Below are 14,865 nucleotides of genomic sequence, written 5' to 3'. Positions count from 1 at the left end.
ACCCGCTTATTGGTCCAGCAGCACAGGGGGGCGGGAGAAGATCCGGGCCGGGGCGGAAATCACCGGAAACGCACTGGGAATTGGACGGACGGGGCGGCGGCGGCACCTCAGGGTGCCCCCGCATCTCTTTTCAGCCACCACACATCCGGCGGTCGACCGCTCAGGCGGCGCCCCGCTGAAGCGCTTCGCACACCGCGACACTTTCGCGGACCCCGAGTTCCAGTGCGCGCCCGCAATGACTGATCCACTGGACCATGCCTTCCGGAGTACCGGACGCGTATCCCTCCAGCGCCTTGAGATAACCGGCCCGGCCCAACTCCGCGTGACCGACCTCGGCCGGACAGATCGACTTCGGGTCGAGACCGCTGCCGACCAGCACGATCCGCTCAGCGGCCCGCGCGACCGGCCCGTTGAAGGAGCCGAAGGGCCGCAGGCACAGCAATTCGCCGTGCACGACCGCGCCGACGACCAGCGCGGGCGCGTCGGTGCCCGCCCGCAGCAGGCCGGTCAGACCGTCCAGCCGGGCGGCGACCTCGGCGGGGTCGGGCAGCGGGATCTCGGCGATCTCGACCAGCGGCTCGTCCACCGGCTCCCCCGCCCGCCGCGGGCGGCCCACCGTCGGCTCGTCCGCCACTCCGCCCGCCGCCACCAGGTGCAGCCGGGCGAGCGCCTGCACGGGCGACTGACGCCAGACACTGAGCAGTTGACCGGCCTCGGCGGTCAGCCGCAGCGCCGCGCCGACCGTACGCGCCTGCTCGTCGGCCGAGAAGTCGCTGCGCCTGCGCACCTCCTCCAGCGGCCAGTCGGCGCCGGCCAGCGCCGCGGACCCGCGGGCACCGCGCAGCGCCGCCTCCGATGTGACCTCGGTGGAGCGGCGCCGCATGACCCGGTGCCCGTAGACCTTGTCCACCGCCTGCCGTACGGCGTCCACCGATTCGGGTACGCCCGGCAGCGCGCCGAGGACAGCCATCGGGTCCGTCCGACCGGCGGCGGGAGCGGGATCAGCGTTCGTAGCCATGGTTCCGACCCTAGCCACCCCCCAACCCGCGGAACGACCCCGAAAGAGTGGCCTTCCCCACTCCAAACCCTCACGATCCGTATCCGTGCCACTACTCTTGGCGAACATGAAGATCGCTTTCGTCGGGAAGGGCGGCAGCGGCAAGACCACGCTGTCCTCCCTCTTCATCCGCCATCTCGCCGCCTCCCGCGTACCGGTCGTCGCGATCGACGCGGACATCAACCAGCACCTCGGCCCGGCGCTCGGGCTGGCGGAGGACGACGCCGCCGCGCTGCCCGCGCTCGGCGCGCACCTGCCGGAGATCAAGGAATACCTGCGCGGTGCCAACCCCCGGATCGCCTCCGCCGAGACCATGATCAAGACCACCCCGCCCGGCCACGGATCCCGGCTGCTGCGGCTGGTCGAGGACAACCCCGTCTACGCGGCCTGCGCGCGCACCGTGCACCTGGACCGAGGCCACGGAGACGACGGGGACACAGAGAGCGCGGGGAACACCGGGGGCGACACCGTGCGGCTGATGGTCACCGGCCCCTTCAACGAGTCCGATCTCGGCGTCGCCTGCTACCACTCCAAGGTCGGCGCGGTCGAACTCTGCCTGAACCACCTGGTGGACGGCCGCGACGAATACCTGGTCGTGGACATGACGGCGGGCAGCGACTCCTTCGCCTCCGGGATGTTCACCCGCTTCGACATGACGTTCCTGGTCGCCGAACCGACCCGCAAGGGTGTGGCCGTCTACCGCCAGTACAAGGAGTACGCCCGCGACTTCGGCGTCGATCTCGCGGTCGTCGGCAACAAGGTGCGGGACGCGGACGACCTGGCCTTCCTGCGCGCCGAGGTCGGCGACGACCTGCTGGTCACCGTCGGGCACTCGGACTGGGTGCGCGCGATGGAGAAGGGCAGGCCGCCGCGGTTCGCGCGGCTGGAGGAGGACAACCGCCGCGCGCTGCGCACGCTGCACGAACGGGCGGACGCCACGTACGAGCGCAGGGACTGGGCGCGCTACACCCAGCAGATGGTGCACTTCCACCTCAAGAACGCGGAGAGCTGGGGAAACGCGAAGACGGGCGCCGACCTGGCGGCGCAGGTCGACCCCGACTTCGTACTCGGCGAACGGGAACGGGAACGGGAACAGCACGAGCAGTTGCCCCGCCCCGCTGCGGCCGCTAGCGCACAGCCGGCCTGATCCGCTCGGGACCGCCCGCCGTCGCGGCGGCGGGCGCTCCGCCCATGAAGGTGTTCCAGCCGCCCTTGGGCGCCTGGCCGACGTCCAGCGTCCGCAGCCGCGCGAGCACCGCAGGGTCCTGCGCGTCCATCCAGTCCGCCACCTGCTTGAAGCTGACGCAGCGCACGCCTTCCTTGCCGCAGACCTCCTTGACGGTGTCCTCGACGGCCTTCATGTAGACGCCGCCGTTCCAGGACTCGAAGTGGTCGCCGATGAAGAGCGGGGCGCGGTTGCCGTTGTAGGCGCGCTCGAAGGCGGCGGCCAGTCCGTCGTGCATCTGCTTGCCCCAGGCGGCCTGCTTGGCGGGGTCGCCGTGCACGGTGCCCGACTGGTTGGCGAGGAAGTTGTAGTCCATGGAGAGCGTCTCGAAGGCGCGACCCGGCACCGGGATGTCCTGGAGCGGGAAGTCCCAGACGCCGTCGATCTTGGAGGGCCAGGCCTGCCGGCCGCCGATCGAGCTGGCGTCGTAGCGGAAACCCGCGGCCTTGGCGGCCGGGATGAGATTGTGCTGGCCCTCCAGGCACGGGGCGCGCCCGCCGACCAGTTCCTTGCTGTAGTCGAAGGGCAGCGGGTCGAGCTTGGTGAGGCCGGAGTTGGTCTTCCAGTTCTTCACGAAGCCCTCGGCCTGCTGGATCTCGCTGGACCACTCGTCGCTCGACCAGGTGCCGACGCCGCCGTTGGGACCGCAGAAGTGGCCGTTGAAGTGGGTGCCGATCTCGCTGCCGTTCTGCCAGGCGAGGCGCAGTTCGCGCAGGGTGTCGGTGATGCCCTGACGGTCGTTGAAGCCGATGTCGGAGGCGCCGCGCGGATGCTTGGGCGGGGCGTAGACGTCCTTGTGGTCGCCGGGCAGCAGGTAGACGCCGCTGAGGAAGTACGTCATCGCCGCGTTGTAGCGCTCGCCGACCTCGCGGAAGTGCGAGAAGAGCTTCTGACTGTCCTCGCCCGCGCCGTCCCAGGAGAACACGACGAGCTGCGGCGGTCGCTCCCCCGGCTTGAGGCGCGCGAAGACCGGCTGATGGGGCTGCGGGCCGGTGTCGGCGGTCGAGCCGTCGCCGATGAGCCGGACGGCGTGGGGCGCCGCGGCTTCGGGGCGGGTGCCCGCGTTGCCGGGCTCGGCGCGGCCGACGGCCGGGGCGGCGCCGGGGCCGGACCCGGCGGCTGATCCGGTGCCGGAGCCCGAGCCGTCGGCGGCGGAGCACGCGACCGCGCCCGCGGCCAGCGCGGCTACGGCGAGTAGCGCCGGTGCCTTGCGCAGGGAGTGCATTCGTACCTCACATCACAGAAAAAGGGATTTGCCCAAAAAGTGACATGCGACCTTGTCGTGACCGCAACGACCTGGCTGTTTATCTGCCAATTCACTCGATAGCAGTAAATAAAGCCCCGATCAGACCTCTGGACTTCACTCTCCGCAGTCAGTCGATTACTCTCCATTTACTGACGCTTGAGAGTAGCGAGCGATAACGCTCCGCAATCACGTCCCGCCGCCCACCGAAGGAGACGGGAATTATGCAGAGAATCCACCGGTCCGATCTGTCCGCTTCGATCACGGTCTTCCTGATCGCCGTCCCGCTGTCGCTCGGCCTCGCGCTGGCGACCGGGGCGCCTCTCCAGTCCGGCCTCGTCGCCGCGGTCGTCGGCGGCATCGTCGCCGGGCTGCTCGGCGGGGCGCCCCTCCAGGTCAGCGGCGCCGCGACCAGCCTGGTCGTGGTCACCGCCGATCTCGTCCACCGCTACGGATGGCGCAGCACCTGCGCCATCACCGTGCTCGCCGGTCTCGCGCAGCTCGTGCTCGGCATGGCGCGGGTGGCCAGATCCGCGCTCGCGGTCAGTCCCGCCATCGTCCACGGCATGCTCGCGGGCATCGGTACGGTCATCGCCCTCGGCCAGCTCCATGTGGTCCTCGGCGGCAGCCCGCAGAGCTCCGCCCTCGACAACATCACCGCGCTGCCCGGCCAGTTGGCGGTCACCAACCCGGCCACACCCGCCATCGGCGCGATCACCGTGGCCGTGCTGCTCGGCTGGCGGCGGCTGAGAGGCAGGGCGGGACGGCTGCTCGGCGCGATCCCCGCGCCGCTGGCCGCGGTCGTCCTGGCCACCGCCGTAAGCGCGGGGCTGTCGCTGCCGCGGGTGAATCTGCCCGCGTGGAGCGCGCCCGTGCTGCCCACCCTGCCCTCGGGGCCGGTCCTCGGGGTGGTCGCCGCCGTGCTCACCGTCACCCTGGTCGCGAGCATGGAGTCGCTGCTGTCCGCGGTCGCCATCGACACCCTCCAGGGCCGGCGTCCGGGACCGCACGCCCCGCCGGCCAAGCTCGACCGCGAACTGCTCGGCCAGGGCGCGGCCAACATGGTGTCGGGCCTGCTCGGCGGCCTGCCGGTGGCCGGCGGCGCGATCCGCGGCTCGGCCAATGTCGAAGCGGGCGCCGTGACGCGCCGCGCCACCGTGATGCACGGCGTGTGGGTGCTGCTCTGCGCCGGGCTCGCCTCCTGGGCGCTGGAGCTGATCCCGCTGGCCGCGCTCGCCGCCCTGGTGATGCTGGTCGGCGTCCGCATGGTGAGCTTCGCGCACATCAGACACGTCCAGCGGCACCGCGAATTCCCGGTGTACGCGGCCACGCTCGGCTCCGTGGTGCTGTTCGGTGTGCTCCAGGGCGTGATCGTGGGGATCGTGGTCGCGCTGTGCCTGTCGCTGCGTCGCCTGACGCACACGCGGATCACCGTCACCGAGGAGCCGGAGTGCCACCGGGTGCGGGTCACCGGCCAGTTGACGTTCCTGGCGGTGCCCCGGCTGACCCGGGCCTTCGCCCAGGTCCCCGACGGGGCCAACGCGGTGGTGGAGCTGGACGGCTCCTTCATGGACCACGCGGCCTACGAGGCGCTGAACGCCTGGTGCGCCAGGCACCGTTCGCGCGGCGGACACGCGACGCTCGGCGACGCGGTCGGACGGACCGTCAGCGAACCGGTGAGCGCGCACGCCTGCCGCCCCTGGACGCCGTGGCGCAACCACCACTGCACCCGCTCCGGCACCGTGCCCGCCACCAGCGGCGGTCAACTGCTCGGCGGCGTCAGCGCCTTCCAGCGCAACACCGCGCCGCTGGTCCGCGAGGAGCTGGCGCGGCTGGCCCGCGAAGGACAGCGGCCCGGCCAGCTCTTCCTCACCTGCGCGGACTCCCGGCTGGTCACCAGCATGATCACCTCAAGCGGTCCCGGTGACCTCTTCACGGTGCGCAATGTGGGCAATCTGATGCCGCCGCCCGGCTCCGACGCCTCCTGCGACTCGGTGGCCGCCGCCGTCGAGTACGCGGTGGACGTGCTCCAGGTCTCCAGCATCACGGTGTGCGGACACTCCGGCTGCGGCGCGATGCAGGCGCTGCTGGGCTCCGACCACGAGCCGGGCGCGCAGACCCCGCTGGCCCGGTGGCTGCGGCACGGCCGCCCCAGCCTGGCGCGGCTCAACCGGATCGGCAGACTCGGCCGCGGCGAGGTGGCGCTGGCGGACCGGCCGGTCGCCGACGACCTCGAAAGGCTGAGCCTGGTCAATGTGATGCAGCAGCTCGAACACCTGATGGCGCACCCCTGCGTGGCGCGTCGGGTCAGCGAGGGCACGCTCCAACTGCACGGCATGTACTTCCATGTCGCGGAGGCGCAGGCGTACATCCTGGACGGTTCGACGAGTGTGTTCGCGGCGGTGGGGCCTGACGCCGCACCGGACACCGCCCGGGAGGCCGCAAAGGTCTAAACCATTTTTCGGGTAGCTATTGTCAGGGTGGCCCAGGACTGGTGAGGTAGTGCTGGGACATGTGGGACACCCTGACAAGGAGCTGGCGTGAGCAGCAACGAGAGCCTGGCCAACCTGCTGAAGGAGGAGCGGCGGTTCGCTCCCCCGGCCGAACTGGCGGCGTCCGCCAACGTCACGGCGGACGCGTACGAGCAGGCGGCGGCCGACCGGCTGGGGTTCTGGGCCGAGCAGGCCCGCCGTCTGACCTGGGCCACCGAGCCCACGCAGACCCTGGACTGGTCGAACCCGCCGTTCGCGAAGTGGTTCGCCGACGGTGAGCTGAATGTCGCGTACAACTGCGTCGACCGCCATGTGGAAGCCGGGAACGGCGACCGGGTCGCCATCCACTTCGAGGGCGAGCCCGGTGACAGCCGCAGCATCACCTACGCGGAGCTGAAGGACGAGGTCTCCCGCGCCGCCAACGCGCTGACCGAGCTGGGCGTCGAGAAGGGCGACCGGGTCGCGGTCTACCTGCCGATGATCCCCGAGGCCGTCATCGCGATGCTGGCCTGCGCCCGGATCGGCGCCGCGCACTCGGTGGTCTTCGGCGGCTTCTCCGCCGACGCCGTCGCGTCCCGGATCGCCGACGCCGACGCCAAGCTCGTCATCACCTCCGACGGCGGCTACCGGCGCGGCAAGCCGTCCGCGCTCAAGCCCGCCATCGACGACGCCGTCTCCCGCTCCCCGCAGGTCACCAACGTCCTGGTGGTGCGCCGCACCGGCCAGGACGTGGAGTGGACCGAGGGCCGGGACGTGTGGTGGCACGAGATCACCGCGCGCCAGTCCGCGGAGCACACCGCGCAGCCCTTCGACGCCGAGCACCCGCTGTTCATCCTCTACACCTCCGGCACCACCGGTAAGCCCAAGGGCATCCTGCACACCTCGGGCGGCTACCTCACCCAGGCCAGCTACACCCACCACGCGGTCTTCGACCTCAAGCCGGAGACCGACGTCTACTGGTGCACCGCCGACATCGGCTGGGTCACCGGTCACTCGTACATCGTCTACGGCCCGCTCTCCAACGGCGCCACCCAGGTGATCTACGAGGGCACGCCGGACACCCCGCACCAGGGCCGGTTCTGGGAGATCGTGCAGAAGTACGGCGTCACGCTGCTCTACACCGCGCCCACCGCGATCCGTACGTTCATGAAGTGGGGCGACGACATCCCCGCGAAGTTCGACCTGACGAGCCTGCGCGTGCTGGGCAGCGTCGGCGAGCCGATCAACCCCGAGGCGTGGGTCTGGTACCGCGAGCACATCGGCGGCGGCAGGACCCCGATCGTGGACACCTGGTGGCAGACCGAGACCGGCGCCATGATGATCTCCCCGCTGCCCGGCGTCACCGAGACCAAGCCCGGCTCCGCGCAGCGCGCGCTGCCCGGCATCGCGGCGACCGTGGTGGACGACGAGGCCAACGAGGTGCCGGACGGCTCCGGCGGCTACCTGGTCCTCACCGAGCCGTGGCCGTCGATGCTCCGCACCATCTGGGGCGACGACCAGCGCTACATCGACACCTACTGGTCCCGTTTCCCCGGCCGCTACTTCGCGGGCGACGGCGCCAAGAAGGACGAGGACGGCGACATCTGGCTGCTCGGCCGGGTCGACGACGTCATGCTCGTCTCGGGCCACAACATCTCCACCACCGAGGTCGAGTCGGCGCTGGTCTCGCACCCGAAGGTCGCCGAGTCCGCCGTCGTCGGCGCCGCCGACGCCACCACCGGGCAGGCCATCGTGGCGTTCGTCATCCTGCGCGGCACCGCGGAGGACAGCGCGGACCTCGCGGGCGCGCTGCGCGACCACGTCGGCAAGGCGCTCGGCCCGATCGCCAAGCCCAAGCGGATCCTCATCGTCAACGAGCTGCCCAAGACCCGCTCCGGCAAGATCATGCGCCGCCTGCTGCGCGACGTCGCGGAGAACCGCGAGCTGGGCGACGTCACCACCCTCACCGACTCCACGGTGATGGACCTCATCCAGAGCAAGCTGCCGAGCGCGCCCAGCGAGGACTGACACCCCCGGCCCCAGCACACCCGGCGCGGCCACACCCGCGCGACCACACCCGTGAGGGGCGCCCCGGCAACCACCGGGACGCCCCTCACACGTTCGGGTTAGGCTGACACCACATCGCGGCAGGATCGCGACAAAACTTAAGGGCGCGCCGGGAAGTCTGGTCGGCACACGGGACACCTGTGTCCGCAGCCAGCCGCACCCGCCCAGGAGGCCGCCCCCATGACCGAGTACCCGCGTGACTGAGCAACCGCGCCGTCGCGCCGACACCGTCCTCGGACGGCTGCCGCTCCCGGAACGCACCTTCGTCCTGGACGCGCTGCGCGCGGAGACCGTCGGCGGAGTCCTGCTCCTGGTGGCCGCCGTGGTGGCGCTGGTCTGGGCGAACACCCTGCACCACAGCTACGAGAGCGTCAGCCACTTCCACTTCGGCGTCTCCACGCTCGGCCTCGACCTGTCCGTCGCGCACTGGGCGGCGGACGGCCTGCTCGCCGTCTTCTTCTTCGTGGCGGGCATCGAGCTGAAGCGCGAACTGGTCGCGGGCGAGCTGCGCACCCCCTCGGCCGCCGCGCTCCCGGTGATCGCGGCCGTGTGCGGCATGGCGGTCCCCGCGATCTTCTACACCGTCGTCAGCGCCACCGGCGGCGGCTCCCTCAAGGGCTGGGCCGTCCCCACCGCCACCGACATCGCCTTCGCGCTCGCGGTCCTCGCCGTCATCGGCACCGCCCTGCCCGCCGCGCTGCGCGCCTTCCTGCTCACCCTCGCCGTCGTCGACGACCTCTTCGCCATCCTGATCATCGCCGTCTTCTTCACCTCCTCGATCAACTACGCCGCGCTCGGCGGAGCGGCGGCCGGGCTGGTCGTCTTCTGGCTGCTGCTGCGCTCGGGAGTACGCGGCTGGTACGTGTACGTGCCGCTGGCGCTGGTCATCTGGGGCCTGATGTACAACAGCGGCGTGCACGCCACCATCGCGGGCGTCGCCATGGGCCTGATGCTGCGCTGCACCAGGCGCGAGGGTGAGCGCGAATCTCCCGGCGAGCACATCGAGCACCTGGTGCGGCCGATCTCGGCGGGCCTTGCCGTACCGCTGTTCGCCCTGTTCTCGGCCGGGGTCGCGGTCTCGGGCGGCTCGCTGCGCGATGTGTTCACCAAGCCCGAGACGCTCGGTGTGCTGATCGGACTGGTGGCCGGAAAGATCGTCGGCGTGTTCGGCGGCACCTGGCTGGCGGCCCGCTTCACCCGGGCGCGGCTCAACGCCGACCTCAAATGGCCCGACGTCCTGGCGGTCGCCTCGCTCGCCGGGATCGGCTTCACAGTCTCCCTGCTGATCGGCGAACTCGCCTTCAAGGACGACGCGCTGCTCGCCGACGAGGCGAAGGCCGCCGTCCTGGTCGGCTCGCTGCTCTCCGCGGTGCTGGCGACGATTCTGCTGAAGCTGCGGAACAACAAATACCGCGCCTTGTGCGACGAGGAGGAGCGCGACGAGGACGGCGACGGGGTCCCCGACGTGTACGAGCAGGACCAGCCCGCCTACCACCTGCGGATGGCCGAGATCCTGGAACGGAAGGCCGCGGAACACCGCAGGCTCGCCCGTCTGGCCGGGGGCGACGGCGGAGATGACTCCGGCTGAGGCATGATCTGACGGAACGACAACGATTTGACGACGGAGGACGCAATGAGCGCAGCCCACGACGACGACGGGCGCAGCCTCGGCCAGTTGTTCGCCTCCGCCACGGCGGATGTCTCCGCCCTGGTGCACGACGAGATCGCCCTCGTCAAGGTGGAACTGCGGCAGGACGTGAAGCGGGCGCTGTTCGGCAGCGGCGCGATCGGTGTCGCCCTGACCCTGGCCTTCTTCGCCATGCCGATGTTCAGCATGGCCGCCGCGTACGGCATCCACGCGCTCGGGATCACCCTGGGGTGGTCGTTCCTGATCGTCGCCGGGGCGTACGTGCTGATCGCCGCGCTCCTCGGCCTGATCGCGTACGGCCGGTTCAAGAAGGTGAAGAAGCCGGAGCGCTCCATCGAGTCGGCCAAGCAGACCGCCGCGGTGATGAAGAACGCGAAGCCGCACCCGCGTCCGCAGGACACGGCCACGAGTCTGGACAAGGCCGCCGCCAAGCCCGCGCTGCCCCGCGCGGACAGGGACGCGGGACGCGGCGGCGTCCGGGATTCGGTGTCCGGCGCCGGGCCGGATTCGATGGCCGGTTCGACCAGAGCACCCGACCTGAAGATGTGACACTCTCTCCACCATGAGGGTCGTCGGCAGGTCGGGCAGTGCCACGGGAAACGACAGCGGAAGCGGTTCGGGAGAAGAGTCGCGGAACGGCTCGGGGAACGGGCCGGGAACCGGGCCGTCAGGTGCGGGCGGCGGCGGTTCCGTCCCCCGCCTCGAAGGGCCGTGGACCCACCGTGACGTGGCCGCGAACGGCGCCCGCTTCCACATCGCCGAGATGGGCGACGGCCCGCTCGTCCTCCTGCTGCATGGCTTCCCGCAGTTCTGGTGGACCTGGCGGCACCAACTGCCCGCACTCGCCGAGGCCGGTTTCCGCGCGGTGGCGATGGACCTGCGCGGGGTGGGCGGCAGCGACCGTACGCCGCGCGGTTACGACGCGGGCAACCTCGCGCTCGACGTCACCGGGGTGATCCGGTCGCTGGGCGAGCCGGACGCCGCGCTGGTCGGCCACGACCTCGGCGGCTACCTGGCGTGGACGGCCGCGACGATGCGGCCCAAGCTCGTACGCCGCCTCGCGGTCGAGTCGATGCCGCACCCGCGCCGCTGGCGCAACGCGATGCTGACCGATCTGCGGCACAGCAAGTCGGGCGCCTACATCTGGGGCTTTCAGTCGCCCTGGCTGCCGGAGCGTCACCTGGTGGCGGACCACGCGGAGTTGGTCGGCCGGCTGATCCACCAGTGGTCGGGGCCGCGGCTGCCGGACGACGAGGCCGTGGACGTCTATCGGCGCGCGATGCAGATCCCCTCGACGGCGCATTGCGCGGTCGAGCCGTACCGCTGGATGGTGCGGTCGATGGCGCGGCCCGACGGCATCCAGTTCAACCGGCGGATGAAGCGGCCGGTCCGGGTGCCGACGCTGCACCTGCACGGCTCGCTCGACCCGGCGATCCGCAGCCGCAGCGCGGCGGGCAGCGGGGAGTACGTCGAGGCGCCGTACCGCTGGCGGCTCTTCGACGGCCTGGGGCACTTCCCGCACGAGGAGGACCCGGCCGCGTTCTCGACCGAGCTGATCAACTGGCTGAAGGACCCGGAGCCGGACCGCTGAGCCGTACGCTCCCGACGGGCCCAAGCCGCCGCCTCCGCACGGCCTCGCGCCGTAACTGACTCACCCTCAGCGAGGCTCTGACCCGCCATCAGGTGTCCCTCTGCCAGCGCGCCCGCCCCGTACGCATCAGGCGTCCGCGTGTCGGTCATATGATCCGCAAAATGCCGGACGCATACGCCAACCGGGCGACCGAAGGGCGATTACCGACCAAGGGCTGCGGGCACTTAGCTTCGTATGGGTTGGACGCACGACTACCGTGACGTATCACGCAATCGCCGTAACACTTCCGTCTCCGTCAACAGCGGGGCGCCCTTGGCCGTGCTCCCGCCGGGGGAGCCCCAGATCGGAATCCCGCGCATCCTGCGGCGCCGGGCCCGCTGGGTCGGCGCCCGGCTGCGGCACGCCAGGGCGCAGTGACCGCCCGGCCGACGGACGGCCCGGCCGACAGGTACGCCGGGCCGGCCGTCGGTCACCTCACAGCGCGCAGTTCTCCGTGTCGACCTGCTGGCTCGCCGCCCTGCCCGCCGCGATGTCCGGGCGGATCTCGTCGGCGGTGAGCGCGTAACCGGTGTTCGAGTCGTCGAGTGACTTGGCGAAGACGACGCCCGCCACCTGCCCGTTCGTGGTGAGCAGCGGGCCGCCGGAGTTGCCCTGGCGGACGGTCGCGTACAGCGAGTAGACGTCGCGGTGGACGGTGCCGCGGTGGTAGATGTCCGGGCCGTTGGCCTCGATACGGCCGCGGACGCGGGCGGCGCGTACGTCGAAGGCGCCGTTCTCCGGGAAACCGGCCACGATGGCGTCGTCGCGGGACTGTACGTCGCCGCTGGTGAACGTGAGCGCCGGCGCGTTCAGGCGCGGCACGTCCAGGACGGCGATGTCGCGCTGCCAGTCGTAGAGGACCACGCGGGCGTCGTACAGGCGGCCCTTGCCGCCGATCTGCACGGTGGGCTCGGAGACGCCGCCGACGACGTGCGCGTTGGTCATCACGCGGTCCTTGGCGAAGACGAAGCCGGACCCTTCGAGGACCTTCCCGCAGCCCGACGCCGTGCCGACGATCTTGACGATGCTGCGGCGGGCGTCGGTGACGACGGCGCTGTGCACGAGGTTCGGGTCGGGAGGGGGCACCGAGGTGATCGGCTCGGACCCGAAGGGCCCGAAGACCTGCGGCAGGCCGTTCTGCGCGAGGGTGGAGCTGAAGTCGGTGAACCAGGTGTCGGCTTCCTGCGGCACCACCCTGGAGACGCCGAGCAGCACCTTGGACGAGCGCACCTCGCGGCCTATCGTCGGCAGCGCCGTGGTGGCCAGCGCGCTGCCGATCAGCCAGGCCACCAGCAGCATGGCGAGCACATTGACCAGCGCGCCGCCGCCCGCGTCGATGGCGCGGGCGGGCGACCACGTGATGCGGGTCCTGAGCTTGTTGCCCAGGTGCGTGGTGAACGCCTGCCCCACCGACGCGCACACGATGACGACCACCACGGCGGTGATCACCGCGACCGAGCCCGGCGAGGAGTGGTCCGTCGCCTTGTCCCAGAACAGCGGCAGCAGATAGATCGCGGCGAGACCGCCGCCGAGGAAGCCGACCACCGACATGACTCCGACGACGAAGCCCTGCCGGTAACCGACCACGGCGAACCAGACGGCGGCGAGGATGAGCAGAAAGTCCAGCACGTTCACCTGGACACGGTCTCATGGCCGCCCCGCCCGACGGCACCGTACGGCCCAGGTGACCTGCGCGGTACGGCCGATGACCGGCACCAGGAGGCCGAACTCGCCCCGGACACGCACTGGACACCCCTCGACGGAGCCCCGGCACGCGCCCCCGAGGACCGCCGTACGTGCCCCGGCACGCGCCCCCGAGGACCGCCGTACGAGCCCCGCAGAGGCGGGGTACGGCGCGGACACGCCCTAGGCGAGCGGCACCTTGCGGTCGCGGTCCCAGGGCCGCTCCCAGCCCGCGAACTGCACGATTCTGTCGATCAGCCCCGCGGTGAAACCCCAGACCAGCGCGCCTTCGACCAGGAAGGCCGGGCCGAGGAAGCCGCTGGGGTGGGTCAGGGTCGCGCGGTTGGCGGGGTCGGTGAGATCGGCCACAGGCACCCGGAAGACGCGCGCGGTCTCGGCCGGGTCGACCACGCCGACCGGGGTGGGCCTGCGCCACCAGCCGAGCACGGGGGTCACGACGAAGCCGCTGACCGGGATGTAGAGCCGCGGCAGCACGCCGAAGACCTGGACGCCCGTCGGGTCGAGGCCGGTCTCCTCCTCGGCCTCGCGCAGCGCGGCGCGCACCGGCCCGTCGCCGTCCGGGTCGCCGTCCTCGGGGTCGAGGGCGCCGCCGGGGAAGGAGGGCTGGCCCGCGTGCGAACGCAGCGCCCTCGACCGCTCGATGAGCAGCATCTCGGGGCCCCGGTCGCCGTCCCCGAACAGGATCAGGACGGCGGACTGCCGCCCGCCGCCCTCGGGCGGCAGAAAGCTGCTGAGCTGTTCCGGCCGGACCCCGGCGACGGCGTCGGCCACCGGTTCGAGCCACCGCGGCAGCCCGGCCGTGCTGATCTCGACCCCGGTGCCTTCTCCGGCATCGGCGCCGAAGCCGGCTCGCGCGTCGGCGCCGAGGCCCGCTCGCGGGTCCGTGCCGAAGCCCGCGCCCGTCTCCGGCCCGGCACCCGTGTCCGCTCCGGTGCCCGCCCCCCGCGCGTGGGTCATGAGGCCGCCAGCGGGGGCGCGGGCTGGCCCGGGTAGTCCGGCGGGGGCTTCAGGCGCTGTCCGGGGGCGCCGCCCTTCTCGTACTTGAGCAGCTTCTCCGCCTTCTCCGGGTCCGTCTCGCCCTCGCCGTAGGCCGGGCAGAGCGGGGCGATCGGGCAGGCGCCGCAGGCGGGCTTGCGGGCGTGGCAGATACGGCGGCCGTGGAAGACGACGCGGTGCGACAGCATCGTCCAGTCCGACTTCGGGAAGAGCCCGGCGACGTCCTCCTCGACCTTCTCCGGGTCCTGCGACTCGGTCCAGCCGAAGCGGCGGGCGAGGCGGCCGAAGTGGGTGTCCACGGTGATGCCGGGGACACCGAAGGCGTTGCCGAGTACGACATTGGCCGTCTTGCGGCCGACGCCCGGCAGGGTCACCAGGTCCTCGAGACGGCCGGGCACCTCACCGCCGAACCGGTCCCGCAGCGCCGCCGAGAGCCCCTGCACGGACTTCGCCTTGGCGCGGAAGAAGCCCGTCGGGCGCAGGATCTGCTCCAGCGTCTCGGGGTCGGCCACCGCCATGTCCTCGGGCGTCGGGTACTTCGCGAACAGCGCGGGCGTCGTCTGGTTCACCCGCAGGTCCGTGGTCTGCGCGGACAGCACCGTGGCGACCAGGAGCTGGAAGGGATTCTCGAAGTCCAGCTCTGGATGCGCGTACGGATAAACCTCCGCCAGCTCGCGGTTGATCCGCCGCGCCTGCCGTACCAGTCCCGCATGCGTCTGCGCGACCTTCGCCTTCTTGATCTTCTTGACCACCGCACCACTCGTCGCCATGCCGCCAGCCTACGGGCCGCCGCCGACACAGGGCGCCACAACGATCGGGGCGCG

Annotated in this window: 12 protein-coding genes; 7 read left to right on the top strand and 5 right to left on the bottom strand. The window is 71.5% G+C overall.

All coding sequences use genetic code 11. The annotated features are described in order from the left end of the window. Nucleotides 1-160 precede the first annotated feature (160 nt). Nucleotides 161-1,018: a Fic family protein gene (locus ACZ37P_RS21020; protein ID WP_355346152.1), complete on the bottom strand. Its 858-nt coding sequence runs from the start codon at nt 1,016-1,018 to the stop codon at nt 161-163. 106 nt (nt 1,019-1,124) lie between these two features. Here ACZ37P_RS21020 and ACZ37P_RS21015 point away from each other — a divergent pair, with 106 nt between their 5' ends. Further along, nucleotides 1,125-2,204, top strand: a complete 1,080-nt coding sequence (locus ACZ37P_RS21015; protein ID WP_467347984.1) for an ATP-binding protein — start codon at nt 1,125-1,127, stop codon at nt 2,202-2,204. Here ACZ37P_RS21015 and ACZ37P_RS21010 read toward each other — a convergent pair. Then, nucleotides 2,185-3,507: a polysaccharide deacetylase family protein gene (locus tag ACZ37P_RS21010; protein WP_467347983.1), complete on the bottom strand. Its 1,323-nt coding sequence runs from the start codon at nt 3,505-3,507 to the stop codon at nt 2,185-2,187. The genes ACZ37P_RS21015 and ACZ37P_RS21010 overlap by 20 nt on opposite strands. A 242-nt stretch (nt 3,508-3,749) precedes the next feature. Between ACZ37P_RS21010 and ACZ37P_RS21005 the strand changes: the two genes are divergently transcribed. The 6 genes from ACZ37P_RS21005 (at nt 3,750) to ACZ37P_RS20980 (ending at nt 11,719) form a co-directional block, all read left to right on the top strand. Beyond that, nucleotides 3,750-5,978 (top strand): bifunctional SulP family inorganic anion transporter/carbonic anhydrase, encoded by a 2,229-nt coding sequence (locus ACZ37P_RS21005; RefSeq protein WP_467347982.1) that lies wholly within the window; start codon nt 3,750-3,752, stop codon nt 5,976-5,978. Between the two features lie 87 nt (nt 5,979-6,065). Continuing rightward, a complete protein-coding gene (gene acs / locus ACZ37P_RS21000) occupies nt 6,066-8,024 on the top strand; it encodes an acetate--CoA ligase (protein WP_355346164.1) in 1,959 nt (652 codons plus the stop codon). A 235-nt stretch (nt 8,025-8,259) separates the two neighbouring features. Then, the gene (gene nhaA / locus ACZ37P_RS20995) at nt 8,260-9,651 is read left to right on the top strand and encodes a Na+/H+ antiporter NhaA (protein WP_467347979.1); all 1,392 of its coding nucleotides are present in this window, start codon (nt 8,260-8,262) and stop codon (nt 9,649-9,651) included. Nucleotides 9,652-9,696: 45 nt separating this feature from the next. Beyond that, nucleotides 9,697-10,260 carry a phage holin family protein gene (locus ACZ37P_RS20990; RefSeq protein WP_355346170.1) on the top strand — a complete coding sequence of 188 codons (564 nt, stop codon included), beginning with the start codon at nt 9,697-9,699 and terminating at the stop codon, nt 10,258-10,260. 13 nt (nt 10,261-10,273) lie between these two features. After that, entirely contained in the window at nt 10,274-11,302 is a 1,029-nt protein-coding gene (locus tag ACZ37P_RS20985; RefSeq protein WP_391158230.1) for an alpha/beta fold hydrolase, read from the top strand. A gap of 234 nt (nt 11,303-11,536) precedes the next feature. After that, nucleotides 11,537-11,719 carry a hypothetical protein gene (locus ACZ37P_RS20980; RefSeq protein WP_223187240.1) on the top strand — a complete coding sequence of 61 codons (183 nt, stop codon included), beginning with the start codon at nt 11,537-11,539 and terminating at the stop codon, nt 11,717-11,719. A 57-nt stretch (nt 11,720-11,776) separates the two neighbouring features. Here ACZ37P_RS20980 and ACZ37P_RS20975 read toward each other — a convergent pair whose 3' ends face one another. The 3 genes from ACZ37P_RS20975 to nth all read right to left on the bottom strand — a co-directional run bounded on the left by ACZ37P_RS20975 (nt 11,777) and on the right by nth (nt 14,811). Next, nucleotides 11,777-12,976 carry a MarP family serine protease gene (locus ACZ37P_RS20975; RefSeq protein WP_391041546.1) on the bottom strand — a complete coding sequence of 400 codons (1,200 nt, stop codon included), beginning with the start codon at nt 12,974-12,976 and terminating at the stop codon, nt 11,777-11,779. A gap of 231 nt (nt 12,977-13,207) precedes the next feature. Beyond that, nucleotides 13,208-14,002 (bottom strand): NUDIX hydrolase, encoded by a 795-nt coding sequence (locus tag ACZ37P_RS20970; protein ID WP_391158232.1) that lies wholly within the window; start codon nt 14,000-14,002, stop codon nt 13,208-13,210. Further along, nucleotides 13,999-14,811 (bottom strand): endonuclease III, encoded by an 813-nt coding sequence (nth, locus tag ACZ37P_RS20965; protein WP_355346183.1) that lies wholly within the window; start codon nt 14,809-14,811, stop codon nt 13,999-14,001. The genes ACZ37P_RS20970 and nth overlap by 4 nt, the downstream gene beginning before the upstream one ends. Nucleotides 14,812-14,865 lie beyond the last annotated feature (54 nt).

The sequence above is a fragment of the Streptomyces sp. NPDC024632 genome, assembly GCF_055559175.1.
Note: the sequence above shows the minus strand (reverse complement) of the source record. Positions and strands in the feature narration are given on the sequence as shown.